General features: G+C 61.2%; 22 protein-coding genes and 1 pseudogene. 8 read left to right on the top strand and 15 right to left on the bottom strand.

Translation table 11 applies throughout. The features are described 5' to 3' along the window. Positions 1–76 precede the first annotated feature (76 nt). Positions 77–946, top strand: a complete 870-nt coding sequence (locus G9X64_RS26400) for an NAD(P)-dependent oxidoreductase (protein ID WP_168313740.1) — start codon at positions 77–79, stop codon at positions 944–946. Then, on the top strand, positions 943–1,626 hold the full coding sequence (locus tag G9X64_RS26395; protein WP_168313741.1) for a DNA alkylation repair protein: 684 nt from the start codon (positions 943–945) through the stop codon (positions 1,624–1,626). Before G9X64_RS26400 ends, G9X64_RS26395 begins: the two co-directional genes overlap by 4 nt. A gap of 39 nt (positions 1,627–1,665) precedes the next feature. On the opposite strand, the gene G9X64_RS26390 is transcribed toward G9X64_RS26395, so the two are convergent. The 5 genes from G9X64_RS26390 to G9X64_RS26370 form a co-directional block, all read right to left on the bottom strand. Then, positions 1,666–2,562, bottom strand: coding sequence for a LysR substrate-binding domain-containing protein (locus G9X64_RS26390; RefSeq protein WP_168313742.1), 897 nt, complete (start codon positions 2,560–2,562; stop codon positions 1,666–1,668). Positions 2,563–3,009: 447 nt separating this feature from the next. Then, positions 3,010–4,038, bottom strand: a complete 1,029-nt coding sequence (locus G9X64_RS26385; RefSeq protein WP_168310893.1) for a porin — start codon at positions 4,036–4,038, stop codon at positions 3,010–3,012. A 710-nt stretch (positions 4,039–4,748) separates the two neighbouring features. Continuing rightward, positions 4,749–5,237, bottom strand: coding sequence for an Lrp/AsnC family transcriptional regulator (locus G9X64_RS26380; protein ID WP_003540387.1), 489 nt, complete (start codon positions 5,235–5,237; stop codon positions 4,749–4,751). A gap of 69 nt (positions 5,238–5,306) precedes the next feature. Further along, the gene (locus tag G9X64_RS26375) at positions 5,307–5,939 is read right to left on the bottom strand and encodes a uracil-DNA glycosylase family protein (RefSeq protein ID WP_171377656.1); all 633 of its coding nucleotides are present in this window, start codon (positions 5,937–5,939) and stop codon (positions 5,307–5,309) included. Positions 5,940–5,943: 4 nt separating this feature from the next. Beyond that, positions 5,944–6,501, bottom strand: a complete 558-nt coding sequence (locus G9X64_RS26370; protein WP_168310895.1) for a thermonuclease family protein — start codon at positions 6,499–6,501, stop codon at positions 5,944–5,946. Between the two features lie 106 nt (positions 6,502–6,607). Between G9X64_RS26370 and G9X64_RS26365 the strand changes: the two genes are divergently transcribed. Next, entirely contained in the window at positions 6,608–8,143 is a 1,536-nt protein-coding gene (locus G9X64_RS26365) for a sensor histidine kinase (protein ID WP_168310942.1), read from the top strand. 104 nt (positions 8,144–8,247) lie between these two features. On the opposite strand, the gene G9X64_RS26360 is transcribed toward G9X64_RS26365, so the two are convergent. Continuing rightward, positions 8,248–8,637, bottom strand: coding sequence for a diacylglycerol kinase (locus G9X64_RS26360; RefSeq protein WP_171377655.1), 390 nt, complete (start codon positions 8,635–8,637; stop codon positions 8,248–8,250). Between the two features lie 135 nt (positions 8,638–8,772). Beyond that, on the bottom strand, positions 8,773–9,789 hold the full coding sequence (gene cobT / locus G9X64_RS26355; RefSeq protein ID WP_171377654.1) for a nicotinate-nucleotide--dimethylbenzimidazole phosphoribosyltransferase: 1,017 nt from the start codon (positions 9,787–9,789) through the stop codon (positions 8,773–8,775). Between the two features lie 169 nt (positions 9,790–9,958). On the opposite strand from cobT, the gene G9X64_RS26350 reads away from it, so the two are divergent. The 5 genes from G9X64_RS26350 to G9X64_RS26330 all read left to right on the top strand — a co-directional run bounded on the left by G9X64_RS26350 (position 9,959) and on the right by G9X64_RS26330 (position 13,330). Continuing rightward, on the top strand, positions 9,959–10,741 hold the full coding sequence (locus G9X64_RS26350; RefSeq protein ID WP_168313747.1) for an adenosylcobinamide-GDP ribazoletransferase: 783 nt from the start codon (positions 9,959–9,961) through the stop codon (positions 10,739–10,741). Between the two features lie 18 nt (positions 10,742–10,759). Continuing rightward, positions 10,760–10,978 (top strand): DUF1289 domain-containing protein, encoded by a 219-nt coding sequence (locus tag G9X64_RS26345; protein ID WP_168310899.1) that lies wholly within the window; start codon positions 10,760–10,762, stop codon positions 10,976–10,978. Then, the gene (locus G9X64_RS26340) at positions 10,975–11,676 is read left to right on the top strand and encodes a TIGR02281 family clan AA aspartic protease (protein ID WP_168310900.1); all 702 of its coding nucleotides are present in this window, start codon (positions 10,975–10,977) and stop codon (positions 11,674–11,676) included. Before G9X64_RS26345 ends, G9X64_RS26340 begins: the two co-directional genes overlap by 4 nt. 165 nt (positions 11,677–11,841) lie before the next feature. Then, positions 11,842–12,279 (top strand): EamA family transporter, encoded by a 438-nt coding sequence (locus G9X64_RS26335; protein ID WP_168313748.1) that lies wholly within the window; start codon positions 11,842–11,844, stop codon positions 12,277–12,279. Positions 12,280–12,406: 127 nt separating this feature from the next. After that, on the top strand, positions 12,407–13,330 hold the full coding sequence (locus tag G9X64_RS26330) for a LysR family transcriptional regulator (protein ID WP_168310902.1): 924 nt from the start codon (positions 12,407–12,409) through the stop codon (positions 13,328–13,330). Here G9X64_RS26330 and G9X64_RS26325 read toward each other — a convergent pair. The 8 genes and pseudogenes from G9X64_RS26325 to G9X64_RS26290 form a co-directional block, all read right to left on the bottom strand. Further along, positions 13,293–14,030: an SDR family oxidoreductase gene (locus G9X64_RS26325; protein WP_171377653.1), complete on the bottom strand. Its 738-nt coding sequence runs from the start codon at positions 14,028–14,030 to the stop codon at positions 13,293–13,295. The genes G9X64_RS26330 and G9X64_RS26325 overlap by 38 nt on opposite strands. Before the next feature lie 112 nt (positions 14,031–14,142). Further along, positions 14,143–14,905, bottom strand: a pseudogene (locus G9X64_RS26320) (ABC transporter permease). Next, positions 14,902–15,828, bottom strand: a complete 927-nt coding sequence (locus G9X64_RS26315) for an ABC transporter ATP-binding protein (protein ID WP_168310905.1) — start codon at positions 15,826–15,828, stop codon at positions 14,902–14,904. The pseudogene G9X64_RS26320 and the gene G9X64_RS26315 overlap by 4 nt, the downstream one beginning before the upstream one ends. Positions 15,829–16,371: 543 nt before the next feature. Continuing rightward, complete coding sequence (locus G9X64_RS26310; protein WP_171377652.1) at positions 16,372–17,985, bottom strand: glycoside hydrolase family 43 protein; 1,614 nt, start codon at positions 17,983–17,985, stop codon at positions 16,372–16,374. 96 nt (positions 17,986–18,081) lie between these two features. After that, positions 18,082–19,113: an L-glyceraldehyde 3-phosphate reductase gene (mgrA, locus tag G9X64_RS26305; RefSeq protein WP_168313754.1), complete on the bottom strand. Its 1,032-nt coding sequence runs from the start codon at positions 19,111–19,113 to the stop codon at positions 18,082–18,084. A 154-nt stretch (positions 19,114–19,267) separates the two neighbouring features. Beyond that, complete coding sequence (locus G9X64_RS26300) at positions 19,268–20,401, bottom strand: Gfo/Idh/MocA family protein (RefSeq protein ID WP_171377651.1); 1,134 nt, start codon at positions 20,399–20,401, stop codon at positions 19,268–19,270. Positions 20,402–20,410: 9 nt separating this feature from the next. Then, entirely contained in the window at positions 20,411–21,172 is a 762-nt protein-coding gene (locus G9X64_RS26295; RefSeq protein WP_171377650.1) for a sugar phosphate isomerase/epimerase family protein, read from the bottom strand. 37 nt (positions 21,173–21,209) lie between these two features. Then, positions 21,210–23,672: a beta-mannosidase gene (locus tag G9X64_RS26290; RefSeq protein ID WP_168310909.1), complete on the bottom strand. Its 2,463-nt coding sequence runs from the start codon at positions 23,670–23,672 to the stop codon at positions 21,210–21,212. Between the last annotated feature and the right edge of the window lie 88 nt (positions 23,673–23,760).

Raw genomic sequence — 23,760 nt, 5'->3', positions numbered from 1 at the left:
CCGCCTTCACGGGCTTTTCTGCTCCCGCCGTTTCGGTTAATCCTCGGACCTGCACTTGAGGAAAAGGATTGGACATATGGCTAAAGTCGCGTTCATCGGTCTCGGCGTCATGGGTTTCCCCATGGCGGGCCATCTGAAGACGAAGGGCGGCCACGATGTTACCGTCTACAACCGTACCGCCGAAAAGGCCGCCGCCTGGGCCGAGAAATTCTCCGGAAAATCTGCCCCCACCCCGGCCGAGGCCGCGGCCGGCGCCGATTTCGTCTTCGTCTGCGTCGGCAATGACGAAGATCTCCGCTCGGTGACATCGGGTGAGAACGGCGCCCTGCACGGCATGAAGCCGGGTTCGGTGTTGATCGACAACACCACCGCCAGCGCTGAGGTCGCCCGCGAACTTTATGCCGCGGCAAAGGAAAAAGGTGTCGATTTCATCGATGCTCCCGTCTCCGGCGGCCAGGCCGGCGCCGAAAACGGCGTCCTGACCGTCATGTGCGGCGGTGACGAGGCCGTCTTCGAACGCACCAGGCCTGTCATCGACGCCTATGCCCGCATGGTTGGCCTGATGGGACCGGCAGGCTCGGGCCAGCTGACCAAGATGGTCAACCAGATCTGCATCGCCGGCCTCGTTCAGGGACTTGCCGAAGCGCTGCATTTCGGCAAGCGCGCCGGCCTCGATATTGAAAAGGTCGTCGAGGTGATCTCCAAGGGTGCAGCCGGTTCCTGGCAGATGGAAAACCGCCACAAGACCATGAACGCAGGCAAATATGATTTCGGCTTCGCGGTCGACTGGATGCGCAAGGATCTCGGCATCGTGCTCACCGAAGCCCGCCGCAATGGCGCCAAGCTGCCGGTCACCGCCGTCGTCGACCAGTTCTACGGCGACGTGCAGGCAATGGGCGGCAATCGCTGGGACACATCCTCGCTGCTCGCCCGCCTCGAAAAATGATCGGCCCCTCATCCGATGCAGGCGAATTGATCGCGCATCTCGAAACGCTGCGTTCGGAGGAGAATGTTGCCGGCATGGCGCGCTTCGGCATCGTCACCGATCGCGCCCTCGGTATCTCCAATCCCGATATCAAGGCGGTCGCCAGACTAGCGAAGAAGGATCATGTCAGGGCAATGCAGCTCTGGCGAAGCGATATCCGCGAGGCCCGCCTGCTTGCCCTCTACACAGCCGAGCCGAAGCGGTTGACGATGGAAGAAGCCCGAAATTGGGCAACTGATTTCAACTCCTGGGAGATCGTCGATTGCGCCGCCGATCTCTTCGTTGAAGCCCGGCTGGACGAGCTCATCTGGGACTTCGCCGCCGACGACCGTGAATTTATCAGGCGCACCGCCTTCGCCATGATATCAGGTGCCGCCGTCCATCGGAAAAAGGAGTGCGACGCGACTCTTCTCGCCTGGATGCCGCTGATCGAGGCCCATGCCGGCGACCCGCGAAACTTCGTGCGCAAGGCGGTCAACTGGGCGCTGCGGAGCATCGGCAAGCGCAATCTCGCTTGCCATGCGCCGGCACTGGCACTCGCAAAGGCCCTGGCGGAAAGCCCTGATAAAACCGCCCGCTGGATCGGCAAGGACGCCGTCAGGGAGCTGGCCGGTGAAAAGCTATTGGCACGGCTGAGATAAGGCGGATGCCGGCTCGAATAAGACGCGCGGCGCAGTAAATCAATGCTGTTTGGATTTTTCGACCAGGAAATCGATCAGGACCCGCACCGCCGGCGGCATGCCCTTGGCCGTCGTGAAGACGATGTAGAACTGGCTCTCCTCGGACTGCCAGTCCGGCAGCACCCGCACCAGCTTGCCGGCCTGGAGATCGGCCTCGCAGGCACTTTCGAGCAGAAGCCCGAAGCCGAGGCCTGCACGGGCCGCGTCAAGGATAGCGGTCATGCTGCGGCAGGTGAGCCGCGGCTGATGCCGAATCACTTGCTTGACATTATTCGGACCGACCAGTTCCCAGGTGTGGAACGACACCCATGACGCCATTGCCAGGGTCGGCAGCTCGGCGAGTTCGTCCACGCAATTCAAGTTGCCGGTCCGCTCGACGAGCGACGGACTTGCCACCAGGATACGCCTGATACGGTCGAGCTTGCGCATCGTCAGGCTCGTCTGCGTCTCCGGCTCGTTGGTCGCCCTCACCTCGAGGTCGATCCGTTCGTTGATGAGATCGGCGCGCCGGTCGGAGCCAATGATCTGCAGCTTGATCTTCGGATAACGTTCCAGGAATTCGGGCAGGATCCCCCCGACCGAGATGTCGACGAGACCCAGCGGGCAGCCCATCCGCACCACACCTTGCGGGTCGGACTGAGCCTCGCTGACGATCGATTTGGCACGATCGGCCTCCTGCAGGATGGTCTGGCATCTTTCGTAGAAAGCCTGGCCGATTTCAGTTACCCGGAAGTGACGGGTCGAGCGTTCTATGAGTCTCGCGCCAAGCCCTTCCTCAAGCCGGCTGACCCGCCTGCTGAGTTTCGAACGTGGTATTTTGAGATCACGACTCGCAGAAGCGAAACCGCCGCTGGAGACGACAGCGGCGAAATAATAGTAGTCGTTGAGATCGTCCATGAGAACAAGCTGTCCGAGAGTAGGAATGAATGCCGGCCCCCAGCAAGGTTGTATCCTCTCTCCTAAAAAGCTGTGATCACATTGTCGGCATTGGATTTTCTTTTCGCGACTTGTTGCGGCATAGCCAGCCGACACCGAATAGGACAACGGACAACCAGCCGCCCGCACGACAATCTATCGGTCGATCCAGCTCGTTCAAAAGGTTGAAAAACGGGATGCCTCGGGAAACAAGGCTGGCAGGAAGCCGACGTGCGATACGCAACGTAACGGTTCCGCTTACCAACGGCCATCGTGATCGGCGGCCTTGAAGACGGTACACCAGAAACGCTGCAAGGACGGCCCGGCAGGGAAGACCGGGCCCGTCCCCGTAGCTGATCGGAGGTCACTCGGATCAGAAACTTATTGAAGTGCCCCCGGTCCGAAGACCGGGAGCATCCACCAAGTGGATTAGAACGAACGCTGCAGGCGGAAGAAGCCCGAAGTGGAGTCGTCGCCATCATCCGGATCAAGGTACGATACGGTAGCCTTGGCGTAGAAATTGTCGACGATCTGGTAATCAACCGTCAGACCGACCTTCCAGGCATCGCCGAGACCGTCGAAGTCGTCCGGAACGACCGTGCCGCCGCCGAAGTAGTTGCCGTAGTACTGGACGGCCGGGGTGATCTTGAGCTTGTCGGTTGCCTTGATAGCGTATTCGGCAGCAACAGCCCATTCAGCCGAAGAGTAGTAGGAGTTCGGGCCGGTGGAGTATACGCCGGCGAGGCCGAGCGTACCAGGACCGATGTCAACCGTACCCATTGCACGGATAGCACCGTCTTCGTTGTCGACGTCATAGCCACCGGTGATCTGGTAGCTGAACGCACCGGCAGTGCCGCCAACGCCGAAGGCAACGCCAACGTTGTTGGCTTCTTCGCCAGCCTTGTAAACGCCATCTTCCAGTTCGTCGACGCTGAGACCAGCGTAGAAGGTGCCGCTTTCGTACTGATAACGGATCGAGTTGTGCAGCGTTACGACCGAGCCGATGTCGTCGGTTTCACCGGAGAGACCATCGTCCCACCAGCTGTAGAACAGACCGGCGCGGAAGCCCGCGACGTCGAGGTAAGCGGAGTCGAGGATGGCGTCCTGATCGGTGGCATTGTCAGCATTGAACTGCATGACGATGACGCCGGTCAGCGGACCATACTCGGTGTCGCTCTTGGCCGTGAACTGAACCTGACCGCGAGTCACTGCATCCCAATCAGAATCGTTGTCACCACCTGGCTGGTCGCCAACGTTGACCTGGAAACGGATGTAACCTTCGATCTTGAGGCAGGTTTCGGTGCCCGGGATATAGAAGTAGCCGGTGCCGTAAGCGTCGCAGACGCGAACATATTCAACCGGTTCCGGCTCGGCAGCAACGATAGCGTCAGCTGCAAGAACCGGCGTCGATGCAGCAAATGCTGCTGCTGATGCAAGCAAAACCATTCTGATGTTCATTTACCAATCCATTCCTTTGTCGATCGGGGCTGGCTTCACATCGGGTAGTCGATTTGAAGCCAGCCCAGTTTGAACAGCCATCTCGGCGTGCGGATCGATCGAACCGCCAAACCGTCATCACATACGAGGCCCTATCAAGCAATTCACGATACTCGCCGGATGGTCCCCTTGAGACACTTTCACCGGCAACGTGATTTTTATACAACAATTTCAAATAGTTAGACGAAAGACACCAAAAGGCTCCGCGACGGAAATCCATCGCAAGCCGCAAACGCTATACCCCCATTGTTAAATTCTCCACCGTCCAACCCCCGTCAGACATACTGGTGAAGCGCGTAAATTCTACCGCCGGCTAACAAGCACAAACAAGGCGACGGATTAGAACATGGTGTTCTGAATTCGATACCAATGAGACAAATTTATGACATTCGCCCAATGGTTACATCGACCGCAACCCTGGAATCCTTACCAGGCCATACACCTTTCCAGGATTGTGGGTCGATTTGAGCGTTTTTTCGCTATTTTTGCGGCTTTTTTGCAATCGCTGCCGGATATGCCAAAACCCGGTCTTTGCCGAACCGACATTCCCGCGCGCAGCCAGGGTGTCACATCTCGCCTCCAACGGGCATATCGCCGGTCAGACTGACTCCTGGTCCCAGTCCTCGTTGGATTTTGCAAGATTGCGCGCGGTCATCGCCGCACGCTGGACCTCAATCCTCGTTGGATTTGGCATTGTCGAGAATCATGTAGTCGAGCGGCAGTTGCGTCGAATACTTGATCTGCTCCATCGCAAAGGCGGAGGAAACGTCGCGAATCTCGATCTTGGCGATCATGCGCTTATAAAAAGCATCATAGGCAGCGATATCGGGCACGACAACTCGCAGGAGATAATCGACATCGCCGCTCATTCGGTAGAATTCAACCACTTCGGGGAATTCGGCGACCACCTCGGAAAAGCGGCGCAACCACTCAATCGAATGGGTGGCAGTGCGAATCGACACGAAGACGGTGACCTTGGTGTTGACCTTCTCGGGATCGAGGATGGCGACCCGGCGCTTGATGACGCCGTCTTCTTCCATTTTCTGAATGCGCCGCCAGCATGGCGTCGTCGAAAGCCCCACTTTCTTGGCGAGATCGGCAACGGCAAGCGTCGAATCTTCTTGCAGAAGACGCAGTATTTTTCGGTCGAGGCGATCCATGCGCACAACAGTCCTTTCGAATTATTTTCTTTGTATAACTCGATTCCGCGCAACGAAAAGAATTTTGTTTCAGGAAAGCAGCATTTTCGTCCGATCCTGCAAGACCGGGAGCAATTCTTGCTCGAACCAGGGATTGCGCTTCAGCCAGCCGCTGTTGCGCCAGCTCGGGTGCGGCAGCGGCAGCACCGCCATCGATCGGTCGGACAGAAGACTGTCGCGCCACGCCCGCACCGTCTCGGTCATATTGTCCCGCCTTTCGCGGGCCATATGCCAGGCCTGCGCATATTGGCCGATGACCAGCACCAGTTCGATCTGCGGCATGGCCGAAATCACTCTTTGCCGCCAAAACGGCGCGCATTCGCGCCGCGGCGGCAGATCCGCGCCCTTGTCGTCGTAGCCAGGAAAGCAGAAGCCCATCGGCACGATGGCGAATCGGTCTCGGTCGTAGAAGCTTGCCCTGTCAACGCCGAGCCATGATCGCAGCCGGTCTCCCGATGCATCGTCGAACGGCAGGCCGCTCTCATGCACCCGAAGCCCGGGCGCCTGCCCGGCAATCAGGATGCGCGCGCTCGATGAGATCACCGCTACCGGCCGCGGCTCGTGCGGCAGCCGGTATTCGAGGCCTTTCGCCGGTGCGTCTCGACAGATGCGACAGGAGCCGATCTCCTGCCGCAGCGTCTCCAGCATGGCTTCGTCGCTCATGGCTTTACTCCCATCCGACAATCTGCCCGATGAAGCGCACGGCACCGTCGAAAACGGAAGTCTGGCGCGCATGATCGCGCACATCGCGCGGCCGCTCGAAAGTCCCGGCCCAGAGACCCGCCTTCTGAGCCTTGGCCTCGGCCTCCTCCTTGCCATAATCGCCATAGGAAATCGCCATGCCCCGGCGCACCATGGCGGCATTGATGTCGCCGCCTACCCCGCTCCGGCAGACGACGAGCAGCCTTTCGTAGCGGTCGCGCTGGCTGCCCTGGCAAAGCGTTCCGGATGCCAGCACCATGCCCTGCAGCGCCTCGCGCGCCGCGCGCCCGCAGGCCCAGGTTTTGCCCGCCCTCTCGCAGCTCTGGTTGAGCTCCGGCGCATCGATGCCTTCGAGGCGCAAACGTTCGTCTCCCAATACCAGACTATCCCCGTCGGCAGCATGGAAGGCGCCCGTATGCTCGATTTTTGCTGCATCGTTGAGCTTGGCGGCGATCAACGCCACGAGCGCCAGCAGGGCAAAAGCGGTCACGCCGTCGCGAATCAGGCGCAGGCCCCGTGTCACGCTTTTGCCTCCTTAAAAAACAAATCCTTGGCAAAGATGGCAAACATCTTCTTAAGAATTGCCGGTTAAGCTCTTATCCACCCTGGGATGAAGTTTCAACGTGCACATGAGTACCGGCGTAAGCACATCGACCGACAAGATCATCGTCGACAGGTCGCGCAGCCACCGCAACAAGGCCGTTTCGAAGGCCGTGCGGCAGACGCGCGAACGTCTTCAGTCCGGTCATGCGTCCAATTCCTCCTTCGATCGTGACGTGCTCAATATGTATGTGGCGTCGGTGCTGCAGGGCGCGACGATCATGCCGCTCTTCGTCGTCATCATCACCGCGCTTGGCGTCTATTTCACCCAGAATACGCAATTGCTCTTCTGGGCGCTGCTCACACTCACCTGTCACGCCGGCAATATCCTGCTTGCAAGGCGCGCGCGCCGGCAGGAGATCACCTCCGAGGGCGCCCGCAAATGGCGCCGCCTGCTGCTTCTCGGCCAGTTCCTGCTCGGCTGCTGCTGGGCCGTCTTCGCGCTGCAGGGCTGCGACACTTGCGAGCCATCGAGCTTCATTCTCTATAAGGGCGCGACGCTGCTGATCGCGCTCTCCGTCACGGCGATGTCGAACTTCATGCTGACGCCCGCCGTGCTCGCCGCCTTCTCGCCGGCGGTCCTGGCGCTTGCCGCCAAGAGCGGCCTGTCGCGCGACCTCCTCGAAATCAGCCTGACGGGGCTCTTCACGACCACCCTCGTCTTCTTCAATTACATCAGCGACCGGCTGTTCAAGTCGAACCTCAGGATCCTTTCCTACCAATCGGAGAAGGACGACCTGATCGCTGAGCTGGAAGTGGCGAAGTCGATGTCGGACGAGGCCCGCCGCCGCGCTGAAGAGGCAAACCTCGCCAAATCGCGCTTCCTTGCCTCCATGTCGCACGAACTCAGAACCCCGCTCAACGCCATCCTTGGCTTTTCCGAGGTGATGACGGCCGAAGTCATGGGGCCGCTCGCCAATCCGACCTACAAGGAATATGCCGGCGATATCCACCGCTCCGGCCAGCATCTGCTCGATCTCATCAACGAGATCCTCGACCTCTCCCGCATCGAGGCCGGCAAATACGAGCTGAGCGAGGAGGCGATCTCGCTTCTCGATATCACCGAAGATTGCATAGGCATGGTCCAGCTGCGCGCCCGCGCCAAGAACATTGCCATTTCGGACCAGTTCGAGCGGCAGTTGCCGGCCATCTGGGCCGACGAGAAGTCGATGCGCCAGGTGGTGCTCAACCTTCTCTCCAATGCCGTCAAGTTCACGCCACAGGGCGGCGAGATCCACGTCAAGGTCGGCTGGACGGCCGGCGGCGGACAGTACATCTCAATCAAGGACAACGGCCCCGGCATTCCGGAAGAAGAGATTCCCGTTGTCCTGTCGGCTTTCGGCCAGGGCTCGATCGCCATCAAGAGCGCCGAACAGGGCACCGGCCTCGGCCTGCCGATCGTCCAGGCGATCCTTGCCAAGCATGACGGACAGTTCCTGCTGAAATCGAAGCTGCGCGAGGGCACCGAAGTCATCGCCATCCTGCCCGCCAAGCGCGTGCTCCAGAGCCTGCCGGCCGTCGAGGAGGCGCAAGCCGTCGCGCGCAAGCGCAAGAGCTTTGCCTAACTCAGCGAAAGCATGATGCCGAAAAGTGTGAGCGGTTTTCGGGCGACATCATGCTCCAATTTTTGACTTGGATCCGGATGACCTCAAGCCGATCCAGCGTGAAATCATCCGGATCTAAAGAACAGGTGCTCAGCGAAGACGAAGCCCAGATAGAGGCAGCAGGCGGCGATCATGCAGGTCACCGCGAAGGAGCCGAGATCCTTGGCATGTTTACCGACGATCGAAATCTCCGGCGAAATCCGATCGATCACCTCTTCGACGGCAGTATTCATCGCCTCCATCGAAAAGAGCCCGAGAAACAAGAGCACCGCGACGACAATCTCGCCGGCACTTGCACCGACGAGCGCTAGTGCCGCGATCGAAACGACGAAGAAACCGAGCTCCTGACGAAAGGCCGCCTCCTTCAACACCCGCTGGAAGCCCGCCCAGGAATAGCTGGCGGCGGCGATGAAATGCCGAAGTCCGGTCTCTTTCGTCACCACAGGCTTCGTCAAGATGCTCTCCCCTCTTGCCGTTGCATCACACCGGGAAGAGCTTTGCCGTCCCCTTCGATGAGCGAATACGCAAATACCGAATCCATTTGAGCGGCGCAAGCGAACGCGTGCAGATCGGCGGCGCCGACCGCAGCATCAATGTTTGTTGGTCACACCTGCCTGGGCGAAGGTCGCCATGCCGGAATGACAGGCGGCAGCCGCCTTGACGATGCCGGCGGCCAGCGCCGCCCCGGTGCCTTCGCCGAGCCGCATGCCAAGCGCCAGAAGCGGCGTCTTGCCGAGCATCTCGATTGCGCGCAAATGTCCGGGCTCGCCGGAGACATGGCCGATCAGGCAATGATCGAGTGCCGACGGATTGGCGGCTTTCAGGATCGCCGCCGCTGCGGTCGCGACATAACCGTCGATCAGCACCGGGATACGCTCCATGCGGGCGGCAAGGATGGCGCCGGCCATCGCCGCGATCTCGCGGCCGCCGAGCCGGCGCATGACCTCCAGCGGATCATCGAGATGATCGCTGTGCAGCGCCACCGCCTTTTCCACCGCCGCGATCTTGCGCTCCAGCATCTCGCCCTCCGAACCGGTGCCAGGCCCTACCCAGTCGCGCGCCGAACCGCCGTAAAGCGCATAGTTGATGGCCGCCGCAATCGTCGTATTGCCGATGCCCATCTCGCCGATGCAAAGCAGGTCGGTGCCGCCGGCGATCGCCTCCATGCCGAAGGCCATGGTCGCGGCGCAATCGCGCTCGGAAAGCGCTGCCTCCTCGGTGATATCGCCGGTGGGATAATCGAGCGCCAGATCGAAGACTTTCAGTCCGAGATCATAGGCGACGCAGATCTGGTTGATCGCAGCACCGCCGGCTGCAAAGTTCTCGACCATCTGTTGCGTCACCGCAGGCGGAAAGGGCGTGATGCCTTGCCTGGTGACGCCGTGATTGCCGGCAAAGATCGCCACCAGCGGCCGGTTGACGGCAGGTGTACGGCCCGTCCAGGCGGCAAGCCAGAAAGCGATTTCCTCGAGCCGTCCGAGCGCGCCCGGCGGCTTGGTTAGCTGCGCGTCGCGTTCGCGCGCGGCCACCAGCGCGCGGGCATCCGGCCCAGGCAGGTCGCGGAGAAGGGTACGGAAATCGTCGAACGGCAGGCCTGATACGCTCATCTGTGCGGTTTTCCTATAAATCCGGGTATTCTTGTTTTTTCCACGCAAATCAGCTTCTTTGCGGATGGCCACTCTCTTAAAGCGGGCGGACGAGGCGAACAACTCCAAAAGCGCCGCCGCGACCATAAGCCGAGACCACAAGCCGAAACCTCTGGCAGAACGAAGCAGAATGAAGATCAAGGACTATGCGGTCGATACCGCCCGCGCCGTCGCCTTCCTCAGCCGCATTCCCATGCCGCAATCGCTGTTCAAAGGCTATGACGGCAGGCTCGGCCGGCTGGTGCGCGCCTTTCCTTTTGCCGGCATCGTCATCGGTCTCGTCCCCGCACTCGCCCTCCTCCTCCTTTTGGGGCTGCGTGCGGACCCGCTGATGGCAGCCCTGATCGCGCTTTCCATCCAGGTCCTCGTCACTGGCGCGCTGCACGAGGACGGTCTGGCCGATACGGCCGACGGCATCGGCGGCGGCAAGAGCCGCGAACAGAGCCTCCTCATCATGAAAGACAGCCGGATCGGCACCTATGGCGCGATAGCGCTGATCCTCTCCTTCGCGATCCGCGCAGCCGCGCTTGCTGTGATCGCCCGCCATTCCGCGCCGCTCACTGCAGCCCTCGCCATTCCCGCCGTCGCGGCTCTCAGCCGCGGCGCCATCGCCTGGCACTGGCAGCGGTTGGCACCGGCAAAGGCCGATGGCGTGGCCGTCTCGACGGGCCAGCCGGACGAGGCGGCGATGCAGTTTGCGCTCGCCTCAGCCGGCCTCGTCGCAGCGCTTCTGATCTGGCCGGCATTCGGCCTACGGCCGCTGGTCGCAAGCCTGCTCGCCACCGGCATCGCAGGGCTTGCCTTCACCGATTTCATCCGCCGCAAGCTTGCCGGCCACACCGGCGATACGCTGGGCGCAACGCAGCAAATTTGCGAGATCGCCACTCTTTGCGCCCTTGCCACGGCTCTTTGAAACTCCGATATATCCTTCATGCAAACGCCCTGCATTCACCTCTGCTCCCTGGAGCCCACCACCGGATTTTGCGCCGGCTGCGGCCGGACTCTTCAGGAAATCGGCAACTGGATGAGCTATTCCGACACCGAGCGGCAACGGATCATGGCGCTGCTGCCGGCAAGGCTTGCAGGCGCCACCACGCTGTCGAACCATTTGAAAATGAGCCTCGCTGGTGGGCCGGAGCGGCCTCTATGATTCGTTTGACCGTCTTCCTCGTCGTAATCGGCATCGGCCTTGCCGTGCTGATCGTCAACAATGACAATAGCCGCATCCTCGGCCTGCAGAGCGATGACTTCGGCCGCGTCGTCTATCTGCTGCCGATCGCGCTGATGCTGTCTGCCGGCGTCTGGGCGAGCCGGCGCAGCGTCGGTGAAACGATGCGCCAGATGATGATCTGGCTGGTCATCATCCTGGCGCTCGTGACCGTCTATCTCTATCGCCAGGAAGCGCTCGGCGTCGGCAACAGGCTGCTCGCCGGCCTGGTTCCCGGCCGCGCCGTCGTCGTCACGACAAGCGAGGGCGGCCGGGAGATCATCCTGCACAAGCTGCTGAACGGCCATTTCGAAGCCGATGTCGCGGTCAACGGCCAGACGATCGAGATGCTCGTCGATACCGGGGCCAGCATGGTGGCGCTGTCGCGCGAAGATGCCGAACGGATCGGCATCGACCTCTCCCGCCTCACCTATTCCATGACTGTCATGACGGCCAACGGCCGCGGCCGCGCAGCACCTGTCACGCTCGATCAGGTAGCGATCGGCCCGATCGTCCGCAACAATGTAGCAGCCAGCGTCTCCGAGGATGGCCGGCTCGACCAGAGCCTGCTCGGCATGAGCTTCCTGGAAACGCTGGGCTCGCTCCAGATGCAGACCGACGAACTCCGCATGCGCGACTAATTGCGGCCCCGCCGCTTTACGGCGGAGACGGGATCTGCCAGCTTGAGCGCAAGAACAACAAGACCACAAAGAGCAAAAAGAAACTCCTAGTCCGGTGGCACCGCATGTTCGACCGGCCTTGCCCACAGCGAGGCCTTGACCCATGGGTGCGACAGGAGTTTCCCAATGAATTCACTCTGGCCGATCGTCATCGGCGGCGTTCTGCCCGCCCTCTTCTGGGGCATTACCGCCATCTTCCAGAAACAGAGCGCCACATCGGCCACCGGCTCCGCCGTCTATCTGATCGCCTTCGGCGCTGCCTGCGCACTCGCCGGCATGATTGCCGCCCTGATCTGGCGCCCTGCCCCCTGGACCGCCGAAGGTCTCGGTTTTGCCGCCACCGCCGGCGCCTGCTTTGCTATCGGCACCGGCCTCATCAGCTTTGCGCTTTTCACTTATGGTGTCCCGGTCTCGAAGCTCGCCCCCATCTGGAGCTGCAACGTGCTGGTGACGCTGGCAATCGGCGCCGTCTTTCTCGGCGAAGCCTCCGAACTCGACATAATAAAGCTCGCCGCCGGCACCCTCCTCATCATCTCGGGCGCCGTTCTCGTCAGCAGCGCCTGACGGGAACTGGTGCAATATACAGCAGCATAAGACAAGCAGTTCGCCGCCACATGCTCCTGCGTTGCAGCGCCTTCTGCTTTGTTGATATCCTGCGTCACGGCGCCTCCGCGCCATGCCGGAGCTCGATATGAACCCACGACAATTGAAGACATTCCTCGCAGTGATCCGGCACGAAAACCTCACGCGCGCCGCTGCCGAGGTCAATCTCGCTCAGTCGAGCCTCAGCGACCAGATACAGGCGCTGGAAGAGGAACTGGGTGCAGAACTCTTCCTCCGCTCCCGCCAAGGCGTAATCGCGACACCCGCAGGCGCGGTCCTCAAGGCCTATGCCGAAGAGATACTGGCGCTGAACGAGGAGGCGAAGGCCGCCATCAGTGCTGCAGCCGGCAATGCCGAACAGTCCGTCACCTTGGGTACGCTCGAAACCATCGCCGCCGAGCGGCTGGCGCCCTGGCTATCACTCTTTCGCAAGAAGAACCCAGACGTCGGCCTCAAAATCAAGATCGGTAACAGCGGCGGATTGCTGGCGCAATTGCAGCACGGCTCGATCGATGTCGCCTTCACCTTCGATCGCGGGCAGCAGGATGAGCGCTTCTTGACGCGCCGAATCTGCAGCGAACCGCTGGTGCTGATTGCCGGGCGCGATTTTCAAGCCCGACCACCCGCAAGGCTCGCGGCACTGAGCACCGCGCCCTTCGTCGCCACCGAAACCGGCTGCGTCTACCGGCACCTGTTCGACACTGCCTTTGCCGAAGCGCAGATTGCAGCGCCTTCAATCGTCACGGAAGCCGACAGCATCGCGACGATCGTCCGGCTCGTTGCATCCGGCGCCGGCTTTGGCCTCGTCCCCCGCCTTGCCGTCGGTCCGGCCGCAACGCTGGGCAACGTCGTAGAACTGCCATGGCCGGGCGAACCGCCTGCCGCCTCGCTGGTGATGATGTGGCGGCGCAGGCGCGTACAGCCGCCGGCGCTTACTCTCCTGCTGCAATCGGCAAGCGAAGAACTCTCGCCGCTCAGACCAGCCGATGCCCGCCTTCGACATGCAGGATAGTGCCGGTGGTGAATCCGTTGCCGATCAGGAAGCGGATCGCATCGGCAATATCATCGGGCCGCCCAACGCGTCCGGCCGGCAGGCGCTGGGCCATAGCCTCAAGCGTCGCCTGCTTGGCGTCGCCGGCGACGAAGCTCCAGATCGGCGTATCCACCCATCCGGGCGACACCGCATTGATCCGGATCGGCGCTAGTTCGACAGCAAGCGCCCTGACCAGGCCTTCCAGCGCCGCATTGACGGCTGCGACCACCGATCCACGCGCCGCCGGCCGGTAGGCCGCGACACCTGACGTATAGGTGATCGATCCTGACGGCGGCAAATGGTTGGCCCCGTATTTCGCCAGCAGTAGTGGCCCGTAGAACTTACTTTCAACCACCCGTTGTGCCGCTGCAAGCTCGATCGAAGGCAGCAGCTGATAGGCGCCTACGATATCGGCCGCCGTGCTGACGATGTGATCGACTGTCCCGCTACTGCCGAAAAGCGCCGCGACCTCATCCTCGCGCGATATATCGACGGCATACGTCTTAAGTTTCGGATGGTCACCGAGATCGCGGCGGGCCGCAGCAAGCTTATCTTCGCCGCGTCCTGCGATCGTCACCGCCGCCCCTTCCGCGAGCAACCGCCTCGCCAGCGCCAGTCCCATTCCGGAACTGCCGCCAACAATAATGATCTTCGCGCCTTCGATTCTGATATCCGTCATCTGCCGTCTCCTTCTTGGCTAACGCAGCAGATGCCTCGGGCCGGAGCGGAAGAAAAACGGAAGAAACCGATGACGTCATCGGGTTTTCCGATGGCGCTGTTCGGGTGATTGATCAGTTGCGCAGCCGGTAGCCGGTCTTGAAGATCCAGGACGAGTGTTCCCAGGCAGATCACCAGGAACACCGTGATCATCGCCAGGCTGATCGCCGGGTTGACGTCGGCGATCCCGTAAAAACTCCAGCGGAAGCCGCTGACGAGATAGAGCACCGGGTTGAGGTGGCTGACCGCCTGCCAGAATGGCGGCAGCATGTTGACCGAATAGAAGCTGCCGCCAAGGAAGGTCAGCGGCGGCACGACGAGCATGGGAATGAGATTCAGCTGTTCGAAATTGCCGGCCCAGATACCGATCATGAAGCCGAACAGGCTGAAGGTGATCGCCGTCAGCAGGAAGAACAGGATCATCATGAAGGGATGCTCGATCCTGACGTCGACGAAAAGATTGGCGGTCAGGAGGATGATGAAGCCGATGATCATTCCCTTAGTCGCCGCCGCACCGACATAGCCGAGCAGGATCTCCGTCATCGCCACCGGCGCGGAAAGCACCTCGTAGATCGTCCCGGTGAATTTCGGGAAATAGATGCCGAAGGAGCCGTTGCTGATGCATTGGCCGAGCAATGTCAGCATGATCAGGCCGGGCGTGATGAAGGCGCCGTAGGACACGCCCTCCACCTCCTGGATGCGCGACCCCACTGCGGCGCCGAAGACGATGAAATAGAGCGATGTCGAGATGACGGGCGAGATGACGCTCTGCAGCAGGGTGCGGCGCGTGCGCGCCATCTCGAAGAAATAGATCGATTTGACGGCCTCGACGTTCATTTATCCGCTCCCACCAGCGCCACGAAGATGTCCTCAAGCGAGCTTTGCCGCGTCGAGAGATCCTTGAAATGGATATTGTTCTCACCGAGCCGCGTCAGCAGGGCAGCGATGCTTTCCTGTTCGTTGCCGGTGTCGAAATCATAGGTCAGCCGGTTGCCATCAGCTTCCAGCGTCAGCCCGTTGCCGGCAAAACAATCCGGCAGGCGGCTCAGCGGTTCGGTGAGATCGAGGATGAGCTGTTTGCGGCCGAGCTTCGCCATCAATGCCGCCTTATCCTCGACGAGCAGCAACTCGCCACCATTGATGACGCCGACGCGGTCGGCGATTTCCTCGGCCTCTTCAATATAATGGGTGGTCAGGATGATGGTGACGCCGGAAGCCCGAAGCTCTTCGACGACATTCCACATGTCCTTGCGCAGCGTCACGTCGACGCCGGCGGTCGGCTCATCGAGGAAAAGGATATCCGGCTCATGCGAGAGTGCCTTGGCGATCAGCACCCGCCGCTTCATGCCGCCGGAGAGCTGGCGCAGCATATTGTCCTTCTTGTCCCAGAGCGAGAGCGAGCGCAGCACCTTCTCGATATGGGCAGGATTGGCTTTCTTGCCGTGCAGACCGCGCGAAAAGCTCACCGTATTGAATACCGTCTCGAACTGATCGGTCGTCAGTTCCTGCGGCACCAGCCCGATCATCCCGCGGGTGGCGCGGAAATCCTTCACCACGTCGTGGCCGGCGACCAGCACCCGGCCGCCACTCGGATTGGCGATGCCGCAGATGATCGAGATCAGCGTCGTCTTGCCCGCGCCGTTCGGCCCGAGCAGCGCCAGGATCTCGCCCTTTTCGACGTCGAGATGGATGCCCTTCAGGGCCTCGAACCCATTGGCATAGGTCTTGGTGAGGTTCTGAACGGAAATGATGGGGGCCATGCGGGACTCTTGCGGATTCTCGGAAGTTACTTCGGCCGCTATATAGTCCCTTTGTAACGCTTTAACATCCTTACGCGCATGAACACTGCATTCGCTTGCTGCCAACACAGTTGGCCCGATGGCGTAGTCGACCCGCTGATGCACTCGGTCCGCTGCCGCAGTCGGCCCGCTGGCGCAGGTGAGTTAGCCGGCATCGAGTCTTCGCAAGCAAGCCGACCTCGCCGGCGAAAAGAAAGGCGGCAGCTGGTTTCAGATGTCATCATCCGGTGATATTCGTGCCCGATAAGAGAACCGAGGCCAGCACCGGCATCCGCCCCGCCGCCCACCCCTTTGCGGAGCCGTCTCGGGTGTTCTCGTTGCGCCCCTTTTTTGCTGCCTCGGCATGTAGTGACAGTTATTGTTCAGTCACGAAGTGCTTGGAACCGGCCAGTATCCCCTGTCCAGCCGCGTTCGTCTTAGCCGGCCTTGCGCCGGCTTCTTTTTTGCGTTCCTTCCGCACCTTGCTCTTTCCGCCCGTGCGGATAAACGGGACCAGGGTGCCCCTCACAGCTCGTCGTAATTGAACCAGTCGAAATCCGCGGTCTTCGCCCGGCCTGACGTATCGAAGGCAAACACGCCAGCGAAAGCGCCGGTGAAGGAGCCGTGTTCGCCGCGTCCGCCTTCGTCGGAAATCACCCCGGCGTCGAGGACCGGGCCGATCGGCTGCCAGGCGCCCTTGCCCTCGGTCTGCCAGAAGAATTGCAGGTCGTTCTCGCGGATTTCCATGGCGAGTTGGACGCGGCCCTCGGCGGCAATCGCCACGCCGCTTTCTGCGGGAAAGCTGAGGCGTCCGTTCGGGTAGTCGCCGTTGCAGGAGAGGATCGTCACGCAGCGGCCGAGTGTTTCGTGCAGCGTCACCGCAACGGCGTGAAATTTGTGGCGGTTGTAGTAATGCGTCAGCCCCGCCACCTGCTGATAGGTGTCGGGCGAGAATTCGACCACGGTCTCGGCGCGGAAACTGTGATGTTCCTGGCGGCGGGCAACCAGCGACTGTTCGAACCAGGAGCCGATGCTTTCGCGCGCAATCAGCCGCAAATGGCCGGGACGATCCGTCAGGTTGAAGATGCGCGCGGGCTCTGGCGTGCGCAGCCATTGGAAATCGGCGGGCAGCGTGCCGCCATCGAAGCTGTATTCGCTGCGCATCGGCTTTTCCACGGGCACCGCGCCGGAGAGGCCGGGCACATCGACATCGGGCACGGTGGTTCCGTTTTCGAGATAAAGCCAGTCGTCGTCGCGCCAGACGCACTTTTGCAGGGCAGTCTCGCGGCCCAGCGTGCAGCGCCGCTTTGGGGGTAGCGGCCGGCCGCAAAGATGGGTGTGATAGGCCTCGCCCTCGGGCGTTTCGACATATTGGCCATGCCCTGCCCGCTGCAGTACCGCGCCTGGATGATCCTTGGAGGTGATGAGATGCATGTTCGGATGCATCTCATAGGGTCCGTCGATATTACGCGACCGCGCCATGGTGACGGCATGGTCGTAGCCGGTGCCGCCCTCGGCGGTCGTCAGGTAGTACCAGCCGTTGCGCTTGAAGAGATGCGGGCCCTCGACGAGGCCGAGCGGGCTGCCGGCGAAAATGTTCTTGATCGGCCCTTTCAGCGCCTTTGCCGCCGAATCCCATTCCTGCAGCAGGATGCCGTCGAAGGCCGGCGATTTCGGCGAGCCGCCATAGCTTTCGGTCCGGTGGTTCCACTGCATGTTGACGAACCACTTGCGGCCGTCATCGTCGTGAAAGAGCGAAGGGTCGAAGCCGGAGGAATTGACATAGACCGGCTCGGACCATTCGGCCTCGATCGAAGGTGCGGTGACGATGTAGTTCGGCGCGTCCTTGAAACTGCCGTCGAAGCGTTTGACGTCGGTATAGACCAGCCAGAATTGCCCGTCGGCATAGGAAAGACACGGCGCCCAGATGCCGCAGCTATCGGGATTGCCGCGCATGTCGAGCTGCGATCTCCGCTCCAGCGGCCGGCGCACTAGCGTCCAGTTCACTAGGTCGCGCGAATGGTGGATCTGCACGCCGGGATACCACTCGAAGGTCGAGGTGGCGATGTAATAATCCGCGCCGACGCGGCAGATCGACGGATCGGGGTTGAACCCCGGCAGGATGGGATTGCGGATCATGAAAGCGGTCTCCTCCCAGCGGCGGTGCTACTTGCTGCGCGTAAGTCAGATTGTGGTAGAGTAAGGCCGGAAAGCTTGCCTCCGGGCCTGTCTTGACTATTCGCGTTCGGCCGACTTGGCCCAAAGGTTGATGTCGGCTTCACGGGCGTAGACGTCGATCTCGGCAAGCTCCTCGGCGGTGAAATCGAGATTGTCGAGCGCCTTGACGCAATCGATGATCTGCGACGAGCGGCTGGCGCCGATCAGCGCCGAGGTCACGCGGCCGCCGCGCAGCACCCAGGCGATCGCCATCTGCGCCAGCGTCTGGCCGCGCCTTTCGGCGATCTCGTTGAGCTTGCGGATATTGTCGATGATCGAGGGGCGGATGTAGTCGCGCTTGAGAAAGTGGTTCTGCGCCGCGCGGCTGTCTTCGGGAATGCCGCCGAGATATTTCATCGACAGCATGCCCTGGGCGAGCGGCGAGAAGACGATCGAGCCCATGCCGACCTCATCCAGCGTATCTAGCAGCCTGTCGTCCTCGACCCAGCGGTTGAGCATCGAATAGCTCGGCTGGTGGATCAGGCACGGTGTACCGAGTTCCTTGAGGATCGCGGCTGCTTCGCGCGAGCGCTGCGAATTATAGGAGGAGATGCCGACATAGAGCGCCCGGCCGGAACGGACGATATGGTCGAGCGCGCCGCAGGTCTCTTCCAGCGGTGTTTCCGGGTCGAAACGGTGTGAATAGAAGATATCGACATAGTCGAGGCCCATGCGCTTCAGGCTCTGGTCGCAGGAGGCGACCAGATACTTGCGGCTGCCCCATTCGCCGTAAGGGCCAGGCCACATGTCGTAGCCAGCCTTGGAGGAGATGATCAGCTCGTCGCGAAGCCCGACGAATTCGCTGCGCATGATTTCGCCGAAGGCGGTCTCGGCGCTGCCGGGAGGCGGGCCGTAATTGTTGGCGAGGTCGAAATGGGTGATGCCGAGGTCGAAGGCCGTGCGGCACATATCGATTTTGCGGTCATGCGGCGTGTCGCCGCCGAAATTGTGCCAAAGGCCGAGCGAGACGGCCGGCAGCTTCAGGCCGGAACGGCCCGTGCGGTTATATTTCATTTTCGAATAGCGGTCTGCGGCTGGTTGCCAGCTCATGAGACTCTCCTTGATAAGAATATCTGTCTAGTCGTCATGCTCGGCCCTTGCCGAGCATCTGCCATCCTGTTTGCAGATCCTCGGCACAAGGCCGAGGATGACGGTTCTGGCGGGATGCCTCGCGATCCAGTGAGATCCCCGCAGCATCTTCTTATCACTTCAAAAGCGCCTGCGCTTCTTCGATGCCGAGGGCGGCCGGTTGCGTGCAGGTCGTGGTCAGGTCGATGAAACGGCCCTCCTCGCCCGACTTCAGGATCGAGGTCATGACGTCGACGCCGTGCAGCGTGCGGTCGAGCGAGCAGCGCGCATCACGGCCCTCGATCAGCGACATGGCCATGTCGGCAAGTCCGGCGGTGCGGTAGTTGGCGCGCGACCCGTTCGGGCTTTCCTGGTTGATCTTGCCGAAGGGATGCTCCCAGGCATCAAGCGGTTTGATGTCCTTGTCGCGGCCGCTTGCCTCGACGGTGCCGCCGAAGAAGTTCGGATCCGGCACGTAGAGCGAGCCGTCGGTGCCGTAAAGTTCCATATTGGCATGGCGGTGCGACCACACGTCCCAGCTCGCCGTCAGCGTCACGGTGGCGCCGTTGACGAATTCGAGCAGCGCCTGGATGGTCGTCGGCGTCTTGACCGGGATGATTTCACCGTTGCGTGGCTGACTGGTGATGGTGCGGGTCGGCGACGCCATCGAGGTCATGCCGCCGACACGTTTGACCGGGCCGATCAGGTTGATCAGGTTGGCGATGTAATAAGGGCCGAGATCGAGGATCGGGCCGCCGCCCGGCAGGAAGAAGAAATCCGGGTTCGGATGCCACATCTCCATGCCGGGGCTCATCACATAGCAGGCGCCCGAAGTCACCCGGCCGATGCCGCCGTCATCGATGAACTTGCGGGCGAGCTGATGGGCGCCGCCGAGGAAAGTATCGGGCGCGCAACCAACGGCAAGGTTCTTTTCCTTGGCGATGCGGCGAAGCTCCTCACCCTCTTCAAGTGAAAGCACCAGGGGTTTTTCGGAATAGACGTGTTTTCCGGCCTCGAGAATCGCCTTCGATACACGGAAATGCGCATCCGGGATCGTCAGGTTGACGACGACGTCGATCTCGTCATTGGCGAGAAGCTCGTCGATCGTCTGCGCTTTGACGCCATATTCCTTGGCGCGCGCCTCGGCTGCCTGCGCGTTGATATCGGCGCAGGCCAGCACCTTCAGCCCCTTGAAGAGCGGTGCCAGTGAGAAGTAGGTGGTGGAGATGTTGCCGCATCCGATGATGCCGACGCCAAGTTCCCTGGTCATGATGAAGCCTCAGTAGGTCTGGAAGGATGCGATCGAGCGGCTGATATTGCGGTCGATGTCATTCGGGTTATCGTGTTCGACGACGTAGTGCTTGGCCTTGGTGGCGCGCAACGCCGTCATTAGCCTGGCCCACTCGACCTTACCGTGGCCGACATCGGCCCAGCCGCTCTCATCCGTCGCTTCGCCGGCCGGCGCGATGTCCTTGACATGCACGGCGGTGATCCGCGGTCCGAGCTTCTCGACGCAGGCGAAGGGATCGGCGCCACCACGGATAACCCAGGCGATGTCGGCCTCCCAGGAAATGTCCGGCGCGCCCTCGAAGATTCGCTCGATCGGCCGCGAACCGTCCTGCAGCTTGAAGAATTCGAAATCGTGGTTGTGCCAGCCGAATTCGTAGCCGGCAGCCTTGTAGGGCTTGCTGATCTCCTGCAGGCGCTTGCCGAAGGCGACCCAGCCGGCGGCGTCGGACGGGCGTTCGTCGGCGGCGAGATGCGGCGCATAGATCGAATCCATGCCCAGGATCTTGGCAATATTCAGCGACTTCTCGACTTCCTTCTCCAGGAAATCGGGGCTGAAATGGCCGCTCGCCATGACCAGGCCGTTCTTGTCGAGATCGGCGCGAAGGCTCTTCAGCCCGGCATCATCGAGATCGGCATAGATGCCGCCGAAGCCCTCGACTTCGGCATAGCCAGCCTTGCCGAGCTTTTCGAAGATCGCCGAATAGGGCTGGAAGTTACGGGCGCTATAGAGCTGGTAGCTAAGTTTCGTCATCATGTTCTCCTTGGGCCTCGTGCCCATTCTTGCAAGATCAATCCGCCGACTGGCAGGAATAGAGGTCGTAGAACCGGAACTCCGGGAGCGCGCCACGATCAAGCGGCCGTGCCGGGGTAAAGGTGATGCGGCGGCTTTCGCCGGCCGCAAGATCGAAGGCGTTGTCGGAATATTTGCCGTCGGTCTCGGTTTCGATCATCACGAAAAGCGCAAGTCCCCTAGCGGTGACGTTGATGTCGACGGAGCCGTTTTCCTCGACATATTCGTGGGTGACTGTCAGCCCCGCGGGTTCCAGTTCCAGCGCCTTGTAGGTACCGTTGACATGGTGCCCCTCGCCGCCCGTGCCGTTCGACGCGGTGAAACGCCAGGCAAGCAACGTTCCCTCGGGAATATCGGAAACGTCGATGCTCGTGGCAGTGACGGCCGCATCCGGCGAACATATGGCCCGTACGTCTCTCAGGTGCCGGCGCTCGCCCTGCGTCGTCAGCAGCGAGATCGAAAGGTCGACGCTGACATCGGCAAGTGTGTCGTTGACCAGCGAGAAGCGGATCGTCTTTCCGTCGTCGGAAGGAATGGCCGAGACCGCGACTGGCTGGAAGAAGCGCTTGACGAGATAATGCATCGCCTTCCAGCGGCCGCCATAGTCGAGGCTCGACCAGGAAGCGACCGGCCAGGTGTCGTTGAGCTGCCAGTAGATCGTGCCCATGCAATGGGGTTTGAGCGACCGCCAGTATTCCACCGCCGTCTTGATCGCCAACCCCTGCTGGATCTGGGAGAGATAGACGAAGTTCAGAAAATCCTTGGGGAATCGGAAATAACGGAACATCGTGCCGGCGATGCGCTCGTTGCCGCCGGCATTCTTCTGGTGCAGCTCCATGACCGGGGAAGCGACGTTCATGTCTTTCGCCTCGGCATAGGTCTTGATTACAGGTAGCGACGTATAGGACTGGAAGCCGAATTCCGAACAGAAGCGTGGACGCACCGAGCGGTAATTGTCGAACGACTTGTTCTCGTGCCAGACCGACCAGTAATGCATGTCGCCGGACCCGTCCGCATGCCAGGCATCGCCGAAATCGAGATAACCGGACGCCGGGCTCGACGGCCACCAGAGCGCGCCGGGCAGCGCCTTTTTCACCGCCTGCTCGATCGTGCGGTTGAGGCGATCATAGGAGACGAGATAGCGGTCGCGGTCCTTCCGCGATTCCTCGAACCAGGTGAGCGCTCCGACCAGTTCATTGTCGCCGCACCAGAGCACGATCGAGGGATGCGAGGAGAGCCGGCGCACCTGGTAGTCGACCTCGATCGTCACATTGTCGAGAAAGTCCTCGGTCGAGGGATAGAGGTTGCAGGCGAACATGAAGTCCTGCCAGACCATCAGGCCCAGCCGGTCGCAGAGATCGTAGAAATGATCCTGCTCATAGAAGCCGCCGCCCCAGACACGGATCATGTTCATGTTGGCGGCTTTCGCCGATTGCAGCAGGTCTTCGGTCTTTGCAGGCGAAGACAGCGAAAACAGCGCGTCGGCCGGGATCCAGTTGGCGCCGCGGCAGAAGATCTCGCGGCCGTTGACCTTGAACGCGAAGCGGCTGCCGGCCGCATCCGGCGTGGTGATCAGCTCGACGGTGCGAAGGCCGATCTGCTTGACCATTTCATCCGTCGGCGTTTCGACCGAAAGCCTGTAGAGCGCCTGCTCGCCGCTGCCGGAGGGCCACCAGAGGCGCGGATTGTCGATATGGAAGAGATGGTTGACATGGGTCTCGCCATTGACGCCGACATCCAGGCGCACGCGCTCGCCATCGAGGTCGAAATAAACTTGGGCAATGTCCTGCCCCTTGGAAAACAGCGTCGCGGTCACTTTGAGATCGACCGAGCCGTCATTATTGTGGTTCTGGCGGGTGACGACGTGTTCGATGCGCGCGGTTTCGAGCTTTTTCAGCGCGATCGTCCCGTAGAGGCCGAGCGGCGCAATGGCGATGTTCCAGTCCCAGCCGAAATGGCATTGCGGCTTGCGCAGCATGTTGCCGTCGGGAATCGGCGAATTGCCCGTGCTGTAGGGAATGTAAAAGGGCTGCTGCTTCTGTCGCGCAGCGCCGACGGCGATGTTCGAGGCAAAGACGATGCGGATGCTGTTGTCGCCTGATTTCAGCATGCTGGAGACGTCAGGCCGGTAGCGGCGGAAGCTGTTGTCGGCTTCGAGCGCCAGGAAGCCGTTGACGTGGACGCTGGCGACCGTGTCGAGATAATCGATATCGAGATACCAGTCGCCTTCGACCTCCTGAAGCGTGAAGCTGCGCTCGACCGCCCATTCCCGCTCGGCGACCCACTGCACCTTTTCCTCGTTGCGGCCGAAATAAGGATCGGGGATCAGGCTTGCGCGGTGGAGCGCGGTGTGCACGTCGCCCGGCAAGATGATCGCGGTGCGGATCTCGCCGTCGATGGAGGCAAGCTGCCACGAACCGGAAAGGTCGATGTTGAAACCGTTCTTCGGCAAGGATGTCATAGTAGTATCCCGATCGGGCCGCTCCTGGGATCGCCGGACAAGCCGGACCGCGGCCGAATTTGGCTGGCCTGATGGCCGATTGGAGGTA

The sequence above is a fragment of the Rhizobium sophorae genome (assembly GCF_013087515.1).
GTDB lineage: Bacteria > Pseudomonadota > Alphaproteobacteria > Rhizobiales > Rhizobiaceae > Rhizobium > Rhizobium sophorae.
The sequence above is the reverse complement of the archived record's forward strand: the minus strand, read 5'-3'. Positions and strand labels throughout refer to the sequence as shown.

Excerpts from the sequence above, each read along its gene's own strand:
- G9X64_RS26315 (WP_168310905.1), bottom strand. The coding sequence starts at position 15,828 with ATGGCCCCCATCATTTCCGTTCAGAACCTCACCAAGACCTATGCCAAT.
- G9X64_RS26375 (WP_171377656.1), bottom strand. The coding sequence starts at position 5,939 with ATGAGCGACGAAGCCATGCTGGAGACGCTGCGGCAGGAGATCGGCTCC.
- G9X64_RS26335 (WP_168313748.1), top strand. The coding sequence starts at position 11,842 with ATGAATTCACTCTGGCCGATCGTCATCGGCGGCGTTCTGCCCGCCCTC.
- mgrA (WP_168313754.1), bottom strand. The coding sequence starts at position 19,113 with ATGAGCTGGCAACCAGCCGCAGACCGCTATTCGAAAATGAAATATAAC.
- G9X64_RS26310 (WP_171377652.1), bottom strand. The coding sequence starts at position 17,985 with ATGATCCGCAATCCCATCCTGCCGGGGTTCAACCCCGATCCGTCGATC.
- G9X64_RS26365 (WP_168310942.1), top strand. The coding sequence starts at position 6,608 with ATGAGTACCGGCGTAAGCACATCGACCGACAAGATCATCGTCGACAGG.
- G9X64_RS26385 (WP_168310893.1), bottom strand. The coding sequence starts at position 4,038 with ATGAACATCAGAATGGTTTTGCTTGCATCAGCAGCAGCATTTGCTGCA.
- G9X64_RS26350 (WP_168313747.1), top strand. The coding sequence starts at position 9,959 with ATGAAGATCAAGGACTATGCGGTCGATACCGCCCGCGCCGTCGCCTTC.
- G9X64_RS26390 (WP_168313742.1), bottom strand. The coding sequence starts at position 2,562 with ATGGACGATCTCAACGACTACTATTATTTCGCCGCTGTCGTCTCCAGC.
- G9X64_RS26290 (WP_168310909.1), bottom strand. The coding sequence starts at position 23,672 with ATGACATCCTTGCCGAAGAACGGTTTCAACATCGACCTTTCCGGTTCG.
- G9X64_RS26295 (WP_171377650.1), bottom strand. The coding sequence starts at position 21,172 with ATGACGAAACTTAGCTACCAGCTCTATAGCGCCCGTAACTTCCAGCCC.
- G9X64_RS26400 (WP_168313740.1), top strand. The coding sequence starts at position 77 with ATGGCTAAAGTCGCGTTCATCGGTCTCGGCGTCATGGGTTTCCCCATG.
- cobT (WP_171377654.1), bottom strand. The coding sequence starts at position 9,789 with ATGAGCGTATCAGGCCTGCCGTTCGACGATTTCCGTACCCTTCTCCGC.
- G9X64_RS26395 (WP_168313741.1), top strand. The coding sequence starts at position 943 with ATGATCGGCCCCTCATCCGATGCAGGCGAATTGATCGCGCATCTCGAA.
- G9X64_RS26325 (WP_171377653.1), bottom strand. The coding sequence starts at position 14,030 with ATGACGGATATCAGAATCGAAGGCGCGAAGATCATTATTGTTGGCGGC.
- G9X64_RS26330 (WP_168310902.1), top strand. The coding sequence starts at position 12,407 with ATGAACCCACGACAATTGAAGACATTCCTCGCAGTGATCCGGCACGAA.
- G9X64_RS26300 (WP_171377651.1), bottom strand. The coding sequence starts at position 20,401 with ATGACCAGGGAACTTGGCGTCGGCATCATCGGATGCGGCAACATCTCC.
- G9X64_RS26340 (WP_168310900.1), top strand. The coding sequence starts at position 10,975 with ATGATTCGTTTGACCGTCTTCCTCGTCGTAATCGGCATCGGCCTTGCC.
- G9X64_RS26380 (WP_003540387.1), bottom strand. The coding sequence starts at position 5,237 with ATGGATCGCCTCGACCGAAAAATACTGCGTCTTCTGCAAGAAGATTCG.
- G9X64_RS26345 (WP_168310899.1), top strand. The coding sequence starts at position 10,760 with ATGCAAACGCCCTGCATTCACCTCTGCTCCCTGGAGCCCACCACCGGA.